This is a genomic window from Pseudomonas sp. 1121_17 (assembly GCF_052850745.1).
Window position 1 is genome coordinate 214146 of record NZ_VXCX01000005.1, and the last position, 19646, is coordinate 233791.

At 60.9% G+C, this 19646-nt stretch carries 17 protein-coding genes; 7 read left to right on the top strand and 10 right to left on the bottom strand.

What is annotated here, in order from left to right; translation table 11 throughout:
- The 4 genes from FW789_RS12860 to gpmI all read right to left on the bottom strand — a co-directional run bounded on the left by FW789_RS12860 (position 1) and on the right by gpmI (position 5116).
- Entirely contained in the window at positions 1-765 is a 765-nt protein-coding gene (locus FW789_RS12860; RefSeq protein WP_446431533.1) for a divergent polysaccharide deacetylase family protein, read from the bottom strand.
- A 7-nt stretch (positions 766-772) separates the two neighbouring features.
- Positions 773-2089 carry a S41 family peptidase gene (locus FW789_RS12865; protein ID WP_101315598.1) on the bottom strand — a complete coding sequence of 439 codons (1317 nt, stop codon included), beginning with the start codon at positions 2087-2089 and terminating at the stop codon, positions 773-775.
- A gap of 74 nt (positions 2090-2163) precedes the next feature.
- The gene (locus tag FW789_RS12870) at positions 2164-3465 is read right to left on the bottom strand and encodes a murein hydrolase activator EnvC family protein (RefSeq protein WP_103435734.1); all 1302 of its coding nucleotides are present in this window, start codon (positions 3463-3465) and stop codon (positions 2164-2166) included.
- A gap of 118 nt (positions 3466-3583) precedes the next feature.
- Entirely contained in the window at positions 3584-5116 is a 1533-nt protein-coding gene (gene gpmI / locus FW789_RS12875) for a 2,3-bisphosphoglycerate-independent phosphoglycerate mutase (protein WP_207072932.1), read from the bottom strand.
- 204 nt (positions 5117-5320) lie between these two features.
- Here gpmI and FW789_RS12880 point away from each other — a divergent pair, with 204 nt between their 5' ends.
- The 3 genes from FW789_RS12880 to secB are packed head-to-tail and all read left to right on the top strand — an operon-like array spanning position 5321 to position 6514.
- Positions 5321-5734 (top strand): rhodanese-like domain-containing protein, encoded by a 414-nt coding sequence (locus tag FW789_RS12880; RefSeq protein ID WP_103435736.1) that lies wholly within the window; start codon positions 5321-5323, stop codon positions 5732-5734.
- 1 nt (position 5735) lies between these two features.
- Positions 5736-5990 (top strand): glutaredoxin 3, encoded by a 255-nt coding sequence (gene grxC / locus FW789_RS12885; protein ID WP_101315605.1) that lies wholly within the window; start codon positions 5736-5738, stop codon positions 5988-5990.
- Positions 5991-6028: 38 nt separating this feature from the next.
- Complete coding sequence (secB, locus tag FW789_RS12890) at positions 6029-6514, top strand: protein-export chaperone SecB (protein WP_103435737.1); 486 nt, start codon at positions 6029-6031, stop codon at positions 6512-6514.
- Positions 6515-6565: 51 nt separating this feature from the next.
- Here the strand turns inward: secB and trmL are convergent, their stop codons facing one another.
- Positions 6566-7021, bottom strand: coding sequence for a tRNA (uridine(34)/cytosine(34)/5-carboxymethylaminomethyluridine(34)-2'-O)-methyltransferase TrmL (gene trmL, locus FW789_RS12895; RefSeq protein ID WP_446431534.1), 456 nt, complete (start codon positions 7019-7021; stop codon positions 6566-6568).
- On the opposite strand from trmL, the gene FW789_RS12900 reads away from it, so the two are divergent.
- Complete coding sequence (locus FW789_RS12900; RefSeq protein ID WP_103435739.1) at positions 7020-7454, top strand: hypothetical protein; 435 nt, start codon at positions 7020-7022, stop codon at positions 7452-7454. The genes trmL and FW789_RS12900 overlap by 2 nt on opposite strands.
- Before the next feature lie 461 nt (positions 7455-7915).
- Here the strand turns inward: FW789_RS12900 and ntrC are convergent, their stop codons facing one another.
- The 4 genes from ntrC to glnA form a co-directional block, all read right to left on the bottom strand.
- Entirely contained in the window at positions 7916-9352 is a 1437-nt protein-coding gene (ntrC, locus tag FW789_RS12905) for a nitrogen regulation protein NR(I) (RefSeq protein WP_446431535.1), read from the bottom strand.
- Complete coding sequence (gene glnL, locus FW789_RS12910; RefSeq protein ID WP_101315616.1) at positions 9349-10434, bottom strand: nitrogen regulation protein NR(II); 1086 nt, start codon at positions 10432-10434, stop codon at positions 9349-9351. Before glnL ends, ntrC begins: the two co-directional genes overlap by 4 nt.
- A gap of 261 nt (positions 10435-10695) precedes the next feature.
- A complete protein-coding gene (locus FW789_RS12915; protein ID WP_186701222.1) occupies positions 10696-11049 on the bottom strand; it encodes a hypothetical protein in 354 nt (117 codons plus the stop codon).
- A 99-nt stretch (positions 11050-11148) separates the two neighbouring features.
- Positions 11149-12555 carry a type I glutamate--ammonia ligase gene (glnA, locus tag FW789_RS12920; protein ID WP_101315620.1) on the bottom strand — a complete coding sequence of 469 codons (1407 nt, stop codon included), beginning with the start codon at positions 12553-12555 and terminating at the stop codon, positions 11149-11151.
- A gap of 517 nt (positions 12556-13072) precedes the next feature.
- On the opposite strand from glnA, the gene thiI reads away from it, so the two are divergent.
- Together thiI and typA are read left to right on the top strand one after the other, a co-directional pair.
- Positions 13073-14527, top strand: coding sequence for a tRNA uracil 4-sulfurtransferase ThiI (gene thiI, locus FW789_RS12925; RefSeq protein WP_207072934.1), 1455 nt, complete (start codon positions 13073-13075; stop codon positions 14525-14527).
- A 127-nt stretch (positions 14528-14654) separates the two neighbouring features.
- Positions 14655-16475, top strand: a complete 1821-nt coding sequence (gene typA, locus FW789_RS12930; protein WP_103435742.1) for a translational GTPase TypA — start codon at positions 14655-14657, stop codon at positions 16473-16475.
- A 98-nt stretch (positions 16476-16573) separates the two neighbouring features.
- Here typA and FW789_RS12935 read toward each other — a convergent pair whose 3' ends face one another.
- Positions 16574-16978: a YkgJ family cysteine cluster protein gene (locus tag FW789_RS12935; protein ID WP_101315626.1), complete on the bottom strand. Its 405-nt coding sequence runs from the start codon at positions 16976-16978 to the stop codon at positions 16574-16576.
- 183 nt (positions 16979-17161) lie between these two features.
- Between FW789_RS12935 and FW789_RS12940 the strand changes: the two genes are divergently transcribed.
- Positions 17162-19612 (top strand): glycogen/starch/alpha-glucan phosphorylase, encoded by a 2451-nt coding sequence (locus tag FW789_RS12940; protein WP_103435743.1) that lies wholly within the window; start codon positions 17162-17164, stop codon positions 19610-19612.
- The last annotated feature ends 34 nt before the right edge of the window (positions 19613-19646 follow it).

Sequence of the window (19646 nt, forward strand, 5' to 3'; positions counted from 1 at the left end):
TCAGCGATTGCTGTAGCGGCCTTGCTTGCCATGTGCAGGCATGGCCAGATTGCTGCGCACGGCGATCATCTGGCGCAGCTCTATCAGTTCGATGCCCTGGCTCTTGAGCCGGGGCATTTCTCTTTCCAGAACCTCCAGCGTTTGTGCGTAGGGGTGGCCAATCAGCACAGCAGAGCCCTGCCTGCGGGCCAGCTCGACGCCTTCACGCAACTGAGCGGTGATGGCTTCGCTGGTGCGCACGTCGTCCAGAAATACATCCCGTGACACGTGTGCCAGGCAGTCTTCCTGCGCCTTGGCGGCAGCCACGGTAGCGGCACTGGTGCGGCTGTCGACGAAGAACAGGTCACGGCGCTGCAACTCAGCCATCAACCAGGCCATGGCAGTTGGCTCAGCGGTCATGCGGCTGCCCATATGATTGTTCACGCCTGCGGCAAACGGCACCTTGAGCAACGCTGCGTCGAGGCGCCGGGCGAGCTCTTCGGTCGGTAGCCCGGGGTGCCAGGCATATGGGCCGGTGGCCGGGTCCATCGGCATGTGCAGGATCACCGTCTTGCCGGCTTTATGGGCCTGGCGGGCGAAGTCGCTGGCGTGCGGGGTATCAGGCATCACTGCCATGGTCACCGGGCCGGGCAGGGCAAGGGTGCGCTGGTCGCGCTCGATGCTCTGGCCAAGGTCGTCGATGATGATGCTTATGTAAGCCTTGGCCGGCGCCGCATGGGCGGCGCCGGTCAGCAGGCAGAACAAGGTCAACAGCAGATAACGCATCAGCGGATCATTCGCCCTTGGTGATGTTCAGGCCTTTGAGCAGGCTCAGTGCCTGGCTCAGCTGGAAGTCATCATCCTGCGGGCGCTCTTTGCGCTTGCTGCTGCCGGTCGGGCGGTCGGCGCCGCCGTTGCCGTTGCCGAGGTGACCTTGCAGGTCGGCTTCCTTGAAGTTCTCGGTGTCGGCCTCGGCAGTGAGCTTGGCCTGGCGCACTTCGATATCGGGGACGATGCCCTGGGCCTGGATCGAGCGGCCGTTGGGGGTGAAGTACAGCGCGGTGGTGAGCTTCAGGGCGCGGTCGTTGGCCAGCGGCAGCACAGTCTGCACCGATCCTTTACCGAAGCTGTCGGTGCCCATCAGCACGCCGCGCTTCTGGTCTTGCAGGGCGCCGGCGACGATCTCCGAAGCCGAGGCACTGCCGCCGTTGATCAGCACCACCAGCGGTACACCTTCACTGGCGTCGGCCGGGTCGGCCGAGAAGCGCAGCTCGGAGTTGGCGATGCGGCCTTTGGTGTAGACGATCAAACCTTTGGTCAGGAAGTGGTCGGCCACTTCGACCGCCGACTGCAACACGCCGCCGGGGTTGTTGCGCAGGTCGAGCACGACCCCGCGCAGCTTCTTGCCGTTGTCCTTGCGCAGCTTGGCCAGGGCCTTGCCGACTTCTTCGCCGGTCTTGACCTGGAACTGGGTGATGCGGATATAACCGTAGCCGCTTTCCAGCAGCTGGCTCTTGACGCTCTTGACCTGAATGACCGCACGGGCGAGGGTCACGTCAAACGGCGTGCCGCCATCGCGGACCAGGGTCAGGGTGATCTTGTCGCCGATCTTGCCGCGCATCTTGTCGACCGCTTCGGTCATGCTCTGGCCACGGGTCGGCGCGCCGTTGATCTTGACGATCAGGTCGCCGGCTTCGATACCGGCACGCGACGCCGGGGTGTCGTCGATTGGCGAGACAACTTTGACGAAACCGTCTTCCATGCCCACTTCGATGCCCAGGCCGCCGAATTCGCCGCTGGTGCTTTCCTGCAGTTCCTGGAAGTCTTCCGGGCCGAGGTAGGCCGAGTGCGGGTCAAGGTTGCTGAGCATGCCCTTGATGGCGTTCTCCAGCAGGGTCTTGTCGTCCACCGGTTCGACATATGCCGCTTTGATGCGGTCCATGACTTCGGCAAAGGTGCGCAGCTCTTCCAGCGGCAGCGGCGACTTCGCCGTGGCCTCGGGAGCTGGCGTTGCGGCTGGCTTGGCCGGCTCGGCGGCATGGGCCAGCGGCGCGCCGATCGCCAGGGCGACGGTCAGGGCCAGTTGGGTGAGGCGAGGCGAGTGCAGCATGTCGAACGAACTCCTGATCCTGTTGGCGCTCCCGCAGGAGCCTCGGTGCAGCCACCGTAAATGAGTTGAAATGCCTAGCCACGACACCATTGCGCCGGGTCGCTCGGGCGGCCCTGCTGACGAATGGCAAAGTACAGACCTGCGCTTTCCTGGCCACCGCTGTCACCCACGGTGGAAATGGCTTCCCCAGCCTTGACCACATCACCGGCGCTCTTGAGCAGGCGTTGATTGTGGCCATACAAGCTCAGATAGCCATTACCATGGTCGAGAATGACCAGAAGTCCAGCCCCACGCAACCAATCGGCAAATACCACTCGGCCGCCGTGCACTGCGCGAACCTGGGTGCCACTGCTGGCGCTGATCATCACGCCATCCCATTTGGCGCGGGCATCACCACCACGGGCATCACCGAAGCGTGCGAGCAATCGACCATTGACTGGCCATGGAAGTTTGCCCCGCGCTGCAGAAAATGCACCGCCATAGCTGGCGCCATCGCCGGAAACCATCGGACCGAGGGTGGTCAGGGCCTTTTTCGGTGGCTCGGCCGGCGCCTCGGCTGGGGCCTGGCGTGCGGCCAAGGCCTCCTGCTGGCGGCGTTGTTCGGCTTCGCGCTGAGCGATCAGGGCTTTTTGCCGCGCCTCTTCAGCTTCGCGGGCCTGACGCGCGAGGGTTTCTTCGATGGTCTTGAGCACCTTGCCCAGCTCGGCCTGGTCCTGCTCGCGGGCTTGCAGCTTCTGGTCGCGCTGCTTCAAGTCGCTGTTGAGCTTGGCCAATACCGCCTTGCGCTTGTCGCGCTCGGCTTCGAGCTCCTGCCGGCGGCTGTCGAGGTTGCCGCTCTGGGCGAGCAACTGTGCCTGCTGGCTGGCAATGTCCTTCTCGACATTGGCCAATTGACGCAGGGTCTCGTTGAACACGCGCAACTGCTCCATACGCGCCTTGCTCAGGTAATCGTAATAGGTGAGGGTGCGGGCGAATTTCTCTGGGTTCTGCTGGTTGAGCAGCAGTTTCAGGTATTCCTCACGGCCGTTGTTCTGATAGGCCGAGCGGGCCTGACTGGCAATCAGGCCTTGTTGTTCAGTGCGGGCGGACTGGAGTTTTTTTTTCTCGGTATCAAGGCGCTCCAGTTCGCCCTCGGTCTTTTTTAGTTCTTGCTGCAGGGCCTCCACCTGCTTTTCCAGGTTACCGATGTCGGTTTCGGTGCTCTTCAGGTCTTTTTGCACACCGGATTTTTCTTCCTGGAGCTTGCCCAGCATCTTCTTGAGCTCGGCGATGTCCTGGCGGGTGGCATCCAGTTGTTGCTGGGTCTGTGCGCGCTCATCGGCAAAGGCCGGGCTGAGCAGGCATGACAGGGCGAGAAGGATCAGGGCGCGGAACATGGAGTGGGCGTACCAGGGATGGAGACTGGCCTAGTATGCCCGCCTGGGCCTGCAAACAAAACGCCCCGCGGCATCTGCAGCGGGGCGTTTGTCTGGAAACAGCGGTGTAGCGGGCGGTTTATTCGACCAGAATCGAAGTCCCGGTCATTTCTGCCGGGATTTCCAGGCCGAGCAAGGTCAGCATGGTCGGTGCTACATCGGCCAGCACGCCGCCTTTGCGCACCTTGAGCTGGCGCTTGCCGACGTAGATGAATGGCACGGGCTCGGTGGTGTGAGCGGTATGCGCCTGGCCGGTGCTCTCGTCTTCCATCTGCTCGACGTTACCGTGGTCGGCGGTGATCAGTGCTTCGCCACCGACTTTGTCCAGGGCATCGACAATGCGCCCGACGCAGGTGTCGAGTGCCTCGACGGCTTTGACCGCAGCGGCAAACACACCCGTATGGCCGACCATGTCGCCATTGGCGTAGTTGACCACGATCACGTCGTAGCGCTGCTGCTCGATCGCTTCGACGATGCGGTCGGTGACCTCGGGTGCGTTCATCTCGGGCTGCAGGTCATAGGTAGCAACCTTGGGCGACGGGATGAGGATACGTTCTTCGCCTTCGAACGGCTCTTCGCGGCCACCGGAGAAGAAGAAGGTGACGTGGGCGTACTTCTCGGTTTCGGCAATCCGCAGTTGGGTCTTGCCGTTTTTTGCCAGGTATTCGCCAAGCACGTTGTCCAGGCTGGCCGGGGCGAAGGCTGCCGGCGCGGGGATCTTCGCCGAGTACTGGGTCAGGCCGATGAAGGCTGCCACTTTTGGCTGGCGGGTGCGGGCAAACTCGTTGAAGTCAGGCTCGACGAACACCCGCGACAGTTCGCGGGCGCGGTCGGCGCGGAAGTTCATGAAGATCACCGCATCGCCATCTTCGACAGTGACCGCTTCGCCAATCCGCGTGGCCTTGACGAATTCATCGCTCTCGCCGCGCGCGTAGGCCGCTTCAAGCCCTTCCACGGCGCTAGCCGCAGTGTGGTCGGCACTGGAATCGACGATCAGGTTGTAGGCCGCAGCGACGCGGTCCCAGCGGTTATCGCGGTCCATTGCGAAGTAGCGGCCGATGAGGCTGGCGATACGGCCTTTACCCAGCTTGGCAAAGGCAGCATCGACCAGCTCCAGCGACGACTGTGCGCTGCGTGGCGGCGTGTCGCGGCCATCGAGAAACGCGTGCAGGTAGATCTTTTCGGCGCCGCGCTGCGCGGCCAGTTCGGCCATGGCGATCAGGTGATCCTGGTGACTGTGTACCCCACCGTCGGAGAGCAGGCCGAGGATGTGCACGGCCTTACCGGCACCGACAGCCTTGTCGACTGCATCGCAGAGCACCGGATTGGTGAAGAACTCGCCATCGCGGATGGCCTTGGTCACCCGGGTGAAGTCCTGGTACACCACGCGGCCAGCGCCGAGGTTCATGTGGCCGACTTCGGAGTTGCCCATCTGCCCGTCAGGCAGGCCGACGTCCATGCCCGACCCCGAGATCAAGCCGTTCGGCTGGGTAGCGCGAAGGCGATCGTAGACCGGCGTATTCGCGGCAAAGATGGCGTTGTGTTCAGGGTGTTCGCTATGGCCGAAACCATCAAGGATGATCAGGACCAGAGGTTTGGGCGTGTTCGTCATCAATCGCACTCACGGTTGCCAGAAGATGATAGAGACCAGATTTTAGGGCAAATGCGCCACCCCAGGCGAAAATTCATCGTGTTTGCCGACTGGCGCTGCAACGTTTGCAGATGAATGCTGCACGCCTGCCCGGCGGGCGGGCTTTGGTGGGCCTTGGCTGCTGTGTATACTGGCCGACATTTTCAATCGCGTGGAACACACCTGATGGTTGCTAACCTGATTACATTTGCCACAAACCACTTGATTCTGGTGGCGATTTTCTTTGTTCTGCTGATCCTGCTGTTGCTCAACGAAATCCGTCGTGGCGGCCAGAGCCTGAGCAACGGCCAGCTGACTGCGCTGGTCAACGCCGACAAAGGCGTGGTGCTCGACATCCGCACCAGCAAGGAATTCGCGGCCGGCCACATCGTTGGCGCCCTGAACATCCCGCAAGACAAGCTCGCCAGCCGTATGGCCGAGCTGGAAAAGCATAAAGACAAGACCCTGATCGTGGTCGACAGCATGGGTCAGCAATCCGGTACCCATTGCCGTGAACTGCTCAAAGCTGGTTACACCGCGGCCAAGCTCAGCGGTGGCATTTCCAGCTGGAAAGCCGATAACCTGCCCCTGGTGAAGTGATATGAAGCCCGTCATCGTCTATTCCAGCGACTACTGCCCGTTCTGCATCCGCGCCAAGCAACTGCTGCAAAGCAAAGGCGTGCCGTTCGAGGAAATCAAGGTCGACGGCAAGCCCCAGGTTCGCGCCGAAATGAGCCAGAAGGCCGGCCGTACCTCGGTACCGCAGATCTGGATCGGCAGCACCCACGTCGGTGGTTGCGATGACTTGTACGCCCTCGAGCGCGCGGGCAAGCTCGACAGCCTCCTCGCGGCCTGAATCACACCGCATTCAACCCATTAGGATTAGGATCAGCCATGACTGAGCAACAGAACAACGGCGCTGCCACTGACGACAACGCAGCACAATTCTCCATGCAGCGTATCTACGTGCGCGATCTGTCTTTCGAAGCACCGAAGAGCCCGCAGATCTTCCGTCAGCAGTGGGAGCCGGCTGTTTCGCTGGACCTCAACACCCGTCAGAAAGCCCTCGAAGGCGACTTCCATGAAGTCGTGCTGACCCTGTCGGTGACCGTCAAGAACGGTGACGAAGTGGCTTTCATCGCGGAAGTGCAGCAGGCTGGTATCTTCCTGATCAAGAACCTCGACCCGGCTTCCATGAGCCACACCCTCGGCGCGTTCTGCCCGAACATCCTGTTCCCGTACGCTCGCGAAACCCTGGACAGCCTGGTAACCCGCGGCTCGTTCCCGGCGCTGATGCTGTCGCCAGTGAACTTCGACGCCCTGTACGCGCAGGAAATGGAGCGCATGCAGGCCGCTGGCGAAGCACCGTCGCTGCAATAAGCACGGCTGCCAGACCGAGAAAAGCGCCCTGTTGGGCGCTTTTTTTGTGGCTCAGACAAAGCCCTGCTGGCGCCAGGCTTCATACACCGTCACTGCCACGGTGTTGGACAGGTTCAGGCTGCGGCAACCCGGGCGCATTGGCAGGCGCAGCTTTTGCTCGGCGGGCAGGGCGTCGAGTACCTCGGCCGGCAGGCCGCGGCTTTCCGGGCCGAACAGGAAGGCATCGCCTGGTTGGTAGGCAACCTCGTGAAACGGGTGCGAGCCCTTGGTGGTGAAGGCGAACAGACGCGGCAGGCCGAGGCTTTCCAGGCACGCCGCCAGGCTCTCGTGGCGCTTGAGCGTGGCATACTCGTGGTAGTCCAGCCCGGCCCGGCGCAGGCGCTTGTCGTCCAGCTCGAAGCTGATCGGCTCGATCAGGTGCAAGGCGCAGCCGCTGTTGGCACACAGGCGGATGATATTGCCGGTATTCGGCGGAATTTCTGGTTGAAAAAGGATGACGTGAAACATGCACGGCTCCAAGCGTGAAGATGACGAGCATTCTACCCCTGAACCGGATCAGCGTTCGAAAGCGTTCCCGCGGGTAATGCTGTCGCTGGCCATCGTCGGGGTGATGGTCGGCTTGATGATCGGCCGCCTGACCACGCCGGAAGAGCGTGTGCTGGAACAGATCGGGGTAGTGCAGGGCGGGCTTGACCTGTGGTTCAACGAAGAGCCAAAGCTGCATGGCGAGAACGTCGAAGGTACGGTGGCGATTGTGTTCGAAGCGAAGGGCAAGGCGCAGCGCGGGCAACTGATGCTGGAGGAGAAGCCGGTAGGCTGGCGTTTGCAGAACAGCGACAAGGGCTTGCTGCTGACGGTGGTGGCCGCGCGCCCCCTGCAGGGCGAATGGAGCGCTGCAGAGGACGCGGGACGTTGGCGTGTGCAGGTGAGGCTGCACTAATAAAAGAGGGGATTCCCGGCCTGCCTGTACCGAGGTCCCCAGAACTTGCTCGACTTGCGAATAAAATAGGGGTCACCCGGCCTGCCTGTACCAGGGCCCCCGAAACTGGTTGTGCAATAGCTATTGCAGGGGGCGTGCCAGGTTTGTAAAAGCAGTGTTTGTTGGGTTTTGCGGGTGATTCGGCCGGGTTTTGAGGTTGTTTTTGCCTTGCGGCGGTGCGTTGAGCACGATCTCGGTGCATGGTACAGACTGCGCCGATCCGCAACCGAGCGCGGTCCCTGTAGGAGCGGCCTTGCGTCGCGAAAGGCCAGCGAAGCTGGCCCGGCGATTCTGTGGCGTTGCGCAGATCCTGGGGCCGCTACGCAGCACTTTCGCGACACAAGGCCGCTCCTACAGGGGGCGCGATGGGCCGGTCGAAAAAGGCCGCTATGCGGCCCGGCGTGTATGGCGTCAAGCGTAGATCAATGATCGTCGCCGTCATCCTCATCGCCGCCGTCGATCTTCATCCCCAGTTCTTTGATCTTGCGGGTCAGGGTGTTACGCCCCCAACCCAGCAACACCGCAGCATCACGCCGACGCCCGGCGGTATGCTTGAGTGCGGTCTCGATCATGATCCGCTCGAAACTCGGCACCGCGCTGTCGAGCAGGTTGGACTGCCCCCGCGCCAACGCCTGATCCGCCCACTGGCGCAGTGCCTGCTCCCAGTTGGTTACCGGCGCAGCATCCTGCGGCAGGTTGAGCAGCTCCGGCGGCAGGTCACCCACCAGCACTTCGCGGCTAGAGGCCATTACCGTGATCCAGCGGCAGGTGTTCTCCAGCTGTCGCACGTTGCCCGGCCACGGCAGGTTGCGCATGAACTCTTCGGTTTCCGGCTTGAGCAGCTTTGGCTCGACCGACAGCTCTTGCGCCGCTCGGCCGAGGAAGTGCCTGGCGAGCGTGGGGATATCCTCACGGCGGTCGGACAGTCGCGGAATATGGATGCGGATCACGTTCAGGCGGTGGAACAAGTCCTCACGGAATTTGCCCGCTTGGACCAGGGTTTCCAGGTTCTGGTGCGTTGCGGCAATGATGCGTACATCGACCTTGACCGGGATATGCCCGCCCACGCGGTAGAACTCACCGTCAGCCAGTACCCGCAGCAGGCGGGTCTGGGTGTCGGCTGGCATGTCGCCGATTTCGTCGAGGAACAACGTGCCGCCGTCGGCCTGCTCGAAGCGGCCACGGCGCAGGTTGGCAGCGCCGGTAAAGGCGCCTTTCTCATGGCCGAACAGCTCTGACTCCATCAGATCCTTGGGGATCGCCGCCATGTTCAACGCAATGAACGGCGAAGCAGCCCTTGGGCTGTGACGGTGCAGGGCGTGGGCAACCAACTCTTTACCGGTACCCGACTCACCGTTGATCAACACGGTGATGTTGGAGTGGCTGAGGCGGCCGATGGCGCGGAATACTTCCTGCATCGCCGGCGCTTCGCCAATGATCTCCGGCGTGCGCGTCAGCATCGGCGCGACATGCAGGCCTTGCTGCTCCTGAGCATGTTGGTTGGCCCGCTTGACCAGCGAGACCGCCTCGTCAACGTCGAACGGCTTGGGCAGGTACTCGAAAGCGCCGCCTTGATAGGAGGCTACCGCACTGTCCAGGTCCGAATGCGCGGTCATGATGATCACCGGCAAGCGCGGATGTTGTTCACGAATCTGCGCCAGCAGGTCCAGGCCGCTGGCGCCCGGCATGCGAATGTCGGAAATGATCACGTCTGGCTGCTGCCGGGCCAGGCGACCCATGACTCCGTCAGCGCTGTCAAAGCTCTGGGTGGTCATGCCCTCCTGTTGCAGGGCTTTTTCCAGGACCCAGCGGATGGAGCGATCATCGTCGACGATCCACACGGTTTCACTTCGGCTCATGGGGCAGTGGCTCCTTGTTCCAGAGGCAGGAAGATCGAGAAGGTGGTGTGGCCGGCATGGCTCTCACACTCGATCAGGCCCTGGTGCTGGCTGATGATGTTCTGGGTGATGGCCAGGCCGAGGCCGGTACCGTCCGGGCGCCCGCTGACCATGGGATAGAAAAGGGTGTCCTGCAGTTCCGCCGGGATGCCGGGGCCGTTGTCGGTGATTTCGACGCGGGCTACCAGGCGATGACGGATGTGGCCAATGGTGAACTGGCGCACGGCGCGGCTGCGCAGGCTGATGCGGCCCAGGCGCAATTCGTTCTGGCTGCTGATCGCCTGCATTGCGTTGCGCACGATGTTAAGTACGGCCTGGATCATCTGCTCGCGGTCGATCAACACGTCCGGTAGGCTCGGGTCGTAATCACGCACCAAAGTGATGCAGCCTTGGCTTTCGGCCTCGACCAGGCTGCAGACGCGCTCCAGCACTTCGTGAATGTTGGTCATCGCCAGCGACGGCAGCTTGTTTGAGCCGAGCATGCGGTCGACCAGGTTACGCAGGCGGTCGGCTTCTTCGATGATTACGTTGGTGTAATCACGCAGGCCATCATTGGGTAGTTCACGGGCCAGCAACTGCGCCGCGCCACGAATGCCGCCCAGCGGATTCTTTATTTCATGGGCGAGGCCACGCACCAGCATCTTGGTGGTTTCCTGCTTGGACAGCTGGGCCTCTTCCTTGGTGATACGCAATAGCCGGTCACGCGGGTGCACCTCGAGTAGCAGCAAGGTCTGGCCTTGATGCAGGATCGGCGTAACCGCGTAATCGACGGTGATGCTTTGCCCGGTCAGCGAGGTCAGTTGCGCCTCGCGCTTGGTGAACGGGTGAGCCTGTTCAACGGCCTGGCGCAGCGAGTTGAGCGCCTCGGTCGACTCGGTGAACAGCTCGCTGATGAACTGCCCATGACTGCGCTGACCGCTGACCGCCAGCAGCATCTCCGCGGCCGGATTCATGTACTCCAGGCGCAGTTCGGCATTGAGCAGCAGGGTCGCTGTGGTCAGGTTGTCCAGGAGTAGACGGTGCTGCGCATCGCTGATGGTCATGGGGCGTCGTCGACCTCTTTTGGCACATGGGTCGCCGTTGGCTGAGCCAAGGGCGGGCGCGCTGGTGATCCGCGTGATGGTTTGAAAATGCAAGAAACAAACCAAGGCTCCGAAAAGAAGCGCAATTGCCGGAAAAAGCCCTGTTCATGCGCTATTGCAGGCCAAAAAATGCCGATGAAACGTTTCACTTGAACCATATTGGGGTGCATGGCGGAGCGTTCGGCCTACCTATGCACCAATATAGAGCATCTTGACCCGTAGCTAGTCGCACAGTTGCCCGGTGGCGCGGATCATGCCAACGCGGTGCAGTGGATCGCCCTGACGTTGCGCCAGACTCAGTGCCAGCTCGCGCGCGCACTGGCGGCTGCGGGTTTGATTTAAGGACGCCAACTGGCGTAGCAGATCTGCCTGCAGACCATCCAGTCGCGGGCGGATGATGCGCTGCAAGTCGTGACGGGGCAGTGCGGGTGCCGCTCCGGCGAGCTGCCATTGCGACAGTCGCGCGTACTGCACCAGCTTGTTGCCTTCTATCTGATCGGTGAAAAATGCTGCTGCCTGCTCAGGGTCCTTTTCCAGTGGAGGCTGCAAGTGTGCGGTGATGCCGAAGGTGCACAAGTCGGACGCTTCTGAAAATCATGCCTGGCGGAAATGAAAACGGCCTCCCGAGGGAGGCCGTATTCAGTTGATGCCTAGCGACGACAGGCGTCGCTTACATCAGCAGCTGTAGTACAGCTCGTATTCCAGCGGGTGTACGAAGGTGCGAACCTTGATTTCTTCTTCGCTCTTCAGCTCGATGAAGGCATCGATGAAGTCGTCGGAGAACACGCCGCCCTTGGTCAGGAACGCACGGCCTTTATCCAGCTCTTCCAGAGCTTCTTTCAGGCTGCCGCAGACTTGCGGAATGTCCTTGGCTTCTTCTGGTGGCAGGTCGTAGAGGTTCTTGTCGGCGGCATCGCCTGGGTGAATCTTGTTCTGGATGCCGTCCAGGCCAGCCATCAGTAGGGCTGCGAAGGCCAGGTATGGGTTGGCCGATGGGTCCGGGAAGCGCGCTTCGATACGGCGAGCTTTCGGGCTGCTGACGTAAGGAATACGGATCGAGGCGGAACGGTTACGGGCCGAGTAGGCGAGCATTACCGGTGCTTCGAAACCTGGGACCAGACGCTTGTAGGAGTTGGTCGACGGGTTGGTGAAGCCGTTCAGTGCCTTACCGTGCTTGATGATGCCGCCGATGAAGTACAGGGCGGTATCGGACAGGCCGGCATAGCCTTCGCCAGCGAAGGTGTTCTTGCCGTCTTTCCAGATCGACATGTGCACGTGCATGCCCGAACCGTTGTCACCGTACAGTGGCTTCGGCATGAAGGTAGCGGTGCGGCCGTAAGCGTCGGCAACGTTGTGCACGACGTATTTCAGGGCCTGGACTTCGTCAGCTTTCTTCACCAGGGTGTTGAACTTGACGCCGATTTCGTTCTGACCGGCAGTCGCCACTTCGTGGTGGTGAACTTCAACGATCTGACCCATTTCTTCCAGTGCATTGCACATGGCAGTACGGATTTCGTGGTCGTGGTCGAACGGAGGTACCGGGAAGTAGCCGCCTTTGACGCCTGGACGGTGGCCTTTGTTGCCGCCTTCGATGTCAGCACCGGTCATCCACGAGCCTTGCTCGGAGAAGATCTTGAACATCGAACCGGAGATGTCGGACTGGAACTTCACTTCGTCGAAGATGAAGAACTCAGGCTCTGGACCGGCGAACACGGTGTCACCCAAGCCAGTGCTCTTGAGGTACTCTTCAGCGCGCTTGGCGATCGCACGTGGGTCGCGATCGTAGCCGAGCATGCTCGACGGGTCGACGATGTCGCAGGTGATGATCAGGGTTGGCTCTTCGGTGAACGGGTCGAGCACAGCGGTATCGTCAACCGGCATCAGGATCATGTCGGAGGCTTCGATGCCTTTCCAGCCGGCAATCGACGAACCGTCGAACATTTTGCCGACTTCAAAGAAGTCTTCGTCCAGACCATCACGCGCCGGCATGGTCACGTGATGCTGAGTGCCTTTGGTGTCCGTGAAACGCAGATCAATCCACTTGACGTCATGATCTTTGATGAGTTGAACCGACTTCGACATGTTGTCCTCCGGAGGGTCTAGAGCGCGGTGGGCCGCTGCCCTGGAAAAAGGGTGTTGCTGGGCGCGGATAGTCGGCCAAGCTTACCTGCCTCACAAGAGAGCAAATTGCATGCCAGTGCCCGAAAATGGCGAGCCTGAGATAAAAGCGGGCGTTCAGGGGCATTTATGAGTATTGGACCGAGCAAAAGCGCACCTTTTAGATGCGGAAATTGCGAGCTGCGCACCAAATCAGTGCGCATCTTTGCGGGAGCGTTCTCTGGAACCTCTTCGCGGCGGCCCGGCGTCCCGGTAAACCCGTTCCCACAGGGATAGCGGTGGAGTCGGGCTTTGCACCATCCTGTGGGAGCGGGCTTAGCGGGACGCCGGATCGCCGCGAAAGGGCCGACACAGGCGCGGCAAAATCAATCTCTTGCACTCATCTCAAACCTTTCTGTTCAAAAGTTGGTCAAATCCTGAGCAATTTCCGCTATAATTCGCGCCCCTCATTTTCGGCAGGCCCTGGGCGCGCTGTTTACCCATGAAACTCATCGTCAAAGTCTTCCCAGAAATCACCATCAAGAGCCGGCCGGTGCGCAAGCGCTTCATCCGTCAGCTCTCGAAGAACATCCGCAACGTGCTCAAGGATATCGACCCTGAGCTGAAGGTTGACGGTGTCTGGGATAATCTCGAAGTGGTCACCCGCCTCGAAGACGAGAAGCTTCAGCGCGAGATCATCGACCGGCTGTCGTGCACGCCGGGGATCACCCACTTCCTTCAGGTAGAGGAATACCCGCTGGGCGACTTCGACGATATCGTCGAGAAGTGCAAGGCGCATTACGGCCATCTGCTGGCCGGCAAGCGCTTCGCCGTACGCTGCAAGCGGGGCGGCCACCACGACTTCACCTCGATGGATGTTGACCGTTATGTTGGCAGCCAGTTGCGCCAGCAGTGCGGCGCCGCCGGTATCGACCTGAAGAACCCGGAAATCAAGGTGCGGATGGAAATCCGCAATCAGCGCCTTTACGTCATCCACAATCAGCATCAAGGTATCGGCGGTTATCCGTTGGGCGCGTTGGAGCAGACTCTGGTGTTGATGTCCGGTGGTTTCGATTCCACCGTGGCTGCCTACCAGATGATGCGTCGCGGCCTGATGACCCACTTCTGCTTCTTCAACCTCGGCGGCCGTGCCCACGAGTTGGGGGTGATGGAAGTCGCTCACTACCTGTGGAAAAAATACGGCAGCAGCCAGCGCGTGCTGTTCATCAGCGTGCCGTTCGAAGAAGTGGTCGGCGAGATTCTCGGCAAGGTCGACAACAGCTACATGGGCGTCACCCTCAAGCGCATGATGCTGCGCGCAGCGGCCAACATTGCTGACCGCCTGCAGATCGACGCGCTGGTCACCGGTGAGGCGATTTCCCAGGTGTCGAGCCAGACCCTGCCCAACCTGACAGTGATCGACCAGGCCACTGACAAGCTGGTACTGCGTCCGCTGCTGGCCAGCCACAAACAGGACATCATCGATACCGCTTATCAGATCGGCACAGCCGAGTTTGCCAAGCACATGCCAGAATACTGCGGCGTCATCTCGGTCAACCCGACTACCTGCGCCAAACCGCAGCGGGTTGTATATGAGGAGGCCCAGTTCGATATGCAGATCCTGGCGCGCGCGCTGGAACGTGCTCGCTTCATTTCGATCGACCATGTGATCGACGAACTCAGCCAGGACATTCAGATTGAAGAGGTGGCCGAGGCCACTCCAGGCCAGATCGTCATCGACATTCGTCACCCCGATGCGCAAGAGGATCAACCTTTGGTGATCGACGGTATCGAAGTCCAGGCCATGCCTTTCTATGCCATCAACAGCCGCTTCAAGCAGCTCGATGGCAATCGTCAGTACCTACTTTATTGCGACAAGGGCGTCATGAGTCGCCTGCATGCGCATCATCTGCTCAGTGAGGGACATGCCAATGTGCGTGTTTATCGTCCGGCATAAACTGCCAGGGCTGTATGGCGGCAGCATCCGCCATCGCCCTCCCGACCCGCGGGCCCGCTGAGCCTTTTACCTTCATATTGGCCGTCTAGAATGGGCGGCAACCGAATCCTCTGATCGAGATACATTTGTGATCGAAAATCTGCGTAACATCGCCATCATCGCCCACGTTGACCATGGTAAAACCACTCTGGTCGACAAACTCCTGCGTCAGTCGGGCACCCTGGAGCGTAACGAGCTCAATGACGAGCGCGTCATGGACTCCAACGACCAGGAGAAAGAGCGCGGTATTACCATTCTGGCGAAAAACACCGCCATCAACTGGAATGGCTACCACATCAACATCGTCGACACCCCCGGCCACGCCGACTTCGGTGGCGAAGTTGAGCGTGTAATGTCGATGGTCGACTCCGTGCTGCTGCTGGTCGATGCCCAAGACGGCCCTATGCCGCAAACTCGCTTCGTGACCAAAAAGGCATTCGAAGCTGGCCTCAAGCCAATCGTTGTAATCAACAAGGTTGACCGTCCGGGCGCGCGTCCTGATTGGGTTCTGGACCAGATCTTCGATCTGTTCGACAACCTCGGCGCTACCGACGAGCAGCTGGACTTCCAGGTCGTCTACGCCTCGGCTCTGAACGGCATTGCCGGTCTGGACCACACTGCCATGGCCGAAGACATGACCCCGCTGTACCAAGCGGTTGTCGACCACGTTCCACCACCTGCTGTTGACCGTGACGGCCCGTTCCAGATGCAGATCTCCGCTCTGGACTACAACAGCTTCCTCGGTGTTATCGGCGTTGGCCGTATCGCCCGTGGTCGCGTCAAGCCGAACACTCCGGTTGTCGCCATCGATGTCGACGGCAAAAAGCGTAACGGCCGTATCCTGAAGCTGATGGGTCACCACGGTCTGCACCGTGTCGACGTTGAAGAAGCTGCCGCCGGCGACATCGTCTGCATCAGCGGTTTCGACGAGCTGTTCATCTCCGACACCCTGTGCGACCCGTTGAACGTCGAGGCGATGAAGCCGCTGACCGTCGACGAGCCAACCGTTTCCATGACCTTCCAGGTCAACGACTCGCCATTCTGCGGTAAAGAAGGCAAGTTCGTGACCTCGCGTAACATCAAGGACCGTCTGGATAAAGAGCTGCTGTACAACGTTGCACTGCGCGTTGAAGAAGGCGACTCGGCCGACAAGTTCAAGGTTTCCGGCCGTGGTGAACTGCACCTGTCGGTACTGATCGAAACCATGCGTCGCGAAGGTTTCGAGCTGGCCCTGGGCCGTCCTGAAGTGATCATTCGTGAAGTCGACGGCGTCAAGCAAGAGCCGTTCGAGAACGTCACCATCGACATCCCAGAGGAAGCTCAGGGCAAGGTCATGGAAGAGATGGGCCTGCGTAAAGGCGACCTGAGCAACATGGTCCCGGATGGCAAAGGCCGTGTGCGTCTGGAATACAACATCCCTGCTCGTGGTCTGATCGGTTTCCGTAACCAGTTCCTGACCCTGACCAACGGTGCTGGCATCCTGACCTCGATCTTCGATCGCTACGCTCCAGTCAAGTCGGGCCACATGTCCGGCCGTCAGAACGGCGTACTGGTTTCGGTTGAAACCGGCAAAGCCCTGACCTACTCGCTGGAAACCCTGCAGGCGCGCGGCAAGCTGTTCGTCGAGCACGGTCAAGAGATCTACTACGGTCAGATCATCGGTCAAAACAGCCGCGACAACGACCTGGGTGTAAACCCAACCAAAGGCAAGAAGCTCGACAACATGCGTGCTTCGGGTAAAGACGAAACCATCGCTCTGGTTCCGCCGGTTCGCTTCACTCTGGAACAGGCTCTGGAATACATCCAGGAAGACGAGCTGTGCGAAGTCACGCCTAAGTCGATCCGTCTTCGCAAGAAGATCCTCGACGAAAGCGAGCGTACCCGCGCTGCCAAGAAAGCCAAGATCTGAATCCAGATCTAGCTGAATAAAAACGCCCCCGGTCGCGAGACCGGGGGCGTTTTTGTTTGTCTGGTGGCTTTAAGGGGGCGCACAGCAGCCCCGGCTATTCAGCGTCCAACCACCTTTGGCTTGTAAGCGCAGAAGCCCGGCCGTGGGCCGACCTTGGGGTGGTTGCGGCAGGTATCGGGGCGCTTGTCATAAATGGTGCACAGGCGGCTCTTACGATCCAGATAGAGACAATCATCGTTGCTCATTCGGGTCAAGGTGAAGATCCCCGACTTCTGATTGAAACGCTCGATGATGCCGTCCTTCTGCAGGCGCTTGGCAACGTTCTTGGCCGGCTCGTCCTTGTCGAAGTCATCGACCACGCCAATACGGATAAGGTCTTTGATCTTCACTTCCACCGGCAGCGTGCAGCAGGTCGAATGGCAGCCCCCGCACATATGGCTGGAATAGCGCTGCCAGGTATCGAGGCGGTCGACTTCAGCCGCGGCAATCAGGGTCGGTTTCATAGTTATAAGGAGCGAATCACGGTGTAGGGGCGCGCGATGATACCGGAGTTGTTCAAATTGTGAACAACCTTTCGCCCGATTATGCTTTTCGGCATGAAAACTGCGAACAACAACTGCCAGCCCCTGTCGAAGGGTCTAGTCTGAACACTCTCCTGCCTTTGCCCACTTGCCCGAGGATGTCACATGTCTCAGCAACCCAAAGCACGTGACGTCGAGGTCACCGAGTTCCGTGCCGCTGTATTGGCCAAGCTGACCTACGCGGTCGGCAAGGACCCGGAGCACGCCTTTGATCACGACTGGTTCGAAGCCATTGCCCTGGCTGCGCGCGACCATATGGTCGATCACTGGATGGACCACACCCGGCAGGCCTACCGACGTAGCCAGAAGCGCGTCTACTACCTTTCCCTCGAGTTTTTGATCGGCCGGCTGCTGTACGACAGCCTGAGCAACCTCGGCTACCTGGAAATCGCCCGCGAGGCGCTGGATGGCCTCGGTGTCGACCTCGATCGCATTCGCCTGCTGGAGCCGGACGCCGCGCTCGGCAATGGTGGCCTTGGCCGGCTGGCGGCGTGCTTCATGGAAAGCATGTCGACCCTGGGCATTGCCGCCCATGGCTACGGTATCCGCTACGAGCACGGCTTGTTCCGCCAGGCCGTGGTCGATGGCTGGCAGCAGGAGCAAACCGAGAACTGGCTGGATTTCGGCAACCCGTGGGAGTTCGAACGGGCCGAGGTGATCTATCCGATCAGCTTCGGTGGTGGCGTCGAAACCGTGACGGCTGCCGACGGCCAGCAACGGCAGATCTGGACCCCCGGCGAAACCGTGCGGGCGGTTGCCTACGATACGCCGGTAGTCGGCTGGCGCGGGTCCAGCGTCAACACTCTGCGCCTGTGGCGTGCACGCGCGCTGGAAGAGCTGCACCTGGAGCGCTTCAACGCCGGTGACCACCTGGGTGCAGTCGCCGAGGTGGCCCGCGCCGAGAGCATCTCGCGCGTGCTCTACCCAGCCGACAGCACCGAGGCGGGCCAGGAACTGCGCCTGCGCCAGGAGTACTTCTTTGTTTCCGCCTCGCTGCAAGACCTGCTGCGCCGGCACCTGAACATGCACAAGAGCCTGCTCAACCTGCCTGATGCGGCGGCGATCCAGCTCAACGACACCCACCCCTCGATTGCGGTTGCGGAGCTGATGCGGTTGCTGGTCGACCAGCATGAAATCCCATGGGACAAAGCCTGGGAAGTAACCGTCGGCACCCTGGCCTACACCAACCACACACTGTTGCCCGAAGCGCTGGAAACCTGGCCGGTGGCGCTGATGGAGCGCATGCTGCCGCGGCATATGCAGATCATCTATCTGATCAATGCCTACCATATCGATGCCCTGCGGGCCAAAGGCCAACACGATTTCGACGTGTTGCGCGCGGTGTCGTTGATCGAAGAAGACAACGGCCGCCGCGTGCGCATGGGCAATCTGGCGTTTCTTGGTTCGCATAGTGTCAACGGCGTGTCCGCGCTGCACAGCAAGCTGATGAAGAGCACGGTGTTCTCCGAGCTGCACAAGCTCTACCCGGATCGGATCAACAACAAGACCAACGGCGTCACCTTCCGCCGCTGGCTGCACCAGGCCAACCCGCAGCTTACTGCGATGCTGATCGAGGCCCTCGGGCGCGAGGTGCTGGATGACGCCGAGGTGCGCCTCAAGGATCTTGAGCCGTTCGCCGAGCAACCGGCGTTTCGCAAGCAGTTCGCTGCGCAGCGGCTGCACAGCAAGCGTGCCTTGGCGAGCATCATCCAGGACCGCGTCGGCGTGACGGTCAACCCCGAGGCGATGTTCGACGTACAGGTCAAGCGCATCCACGAGTACAAGCGCCAGCTGCTCAACCTGCTGCACACGGTGGCGCTGTATCAGGCAATTCGCGCCGAGCCGAGCACCGACTGGGTACCGCGGGTGAAGATCTTCGCCGGCAAGGCGGCCGCCAGCTATCACCAGGCCAAGTTGATCATCAAGCTGTCCAACGACATCGCCCGGGTGGTCAACAACGATCCGACTGTGCGCGGCCTGCTCAAGGTGGTATTCCTGCCCAACTACAACGTCAGCCTGGCCGAGAGCATCATCCCGGCGGCGGACTTGTCCGAGCAGATTTCCACCGCCGGCTACGAAGCGTCCGGCACCAGCAACATGAAGTTCGGCCTCAACGGCGCGCTGACCATCGGCACCCTGGACGGCGCCAACGTCGAGATGTGCGAGCAGGTCGGTGCAGAGAACATGTTCATCTTTGGGCTGACGGCGCAGCAGGTCGAGGCGCGCAAACGCGCGGGTGACTTTGGTGCCAGTGCGGCGGTGGCGGAGTCGCACCGCCTCAGCGATGTGCTGCACGCCATTCGCAGCGGGGTGTTCTCGCCGGATGACCCGTCGCGCTATACCCAGTTGATCGACTCGCTGATCGACCATGACCGCTTCCTGCTCTGCGCCGATTTCGACGCCTACTGGGATGCCCAGCGCAAGGTCGATGAGCTGTGGCACCAGCCGGAACAATGGTGGCGGGTGGCGGTGCTCAATACCTCGCGGATGGGCTGGTTCTCATCGGACCGGACCATACGCGAGTACGCGACCGAGATCTGGAAGGCATTGGATTGAGCTGACCATGGCAGGGCACCTGCCGACCACCGGC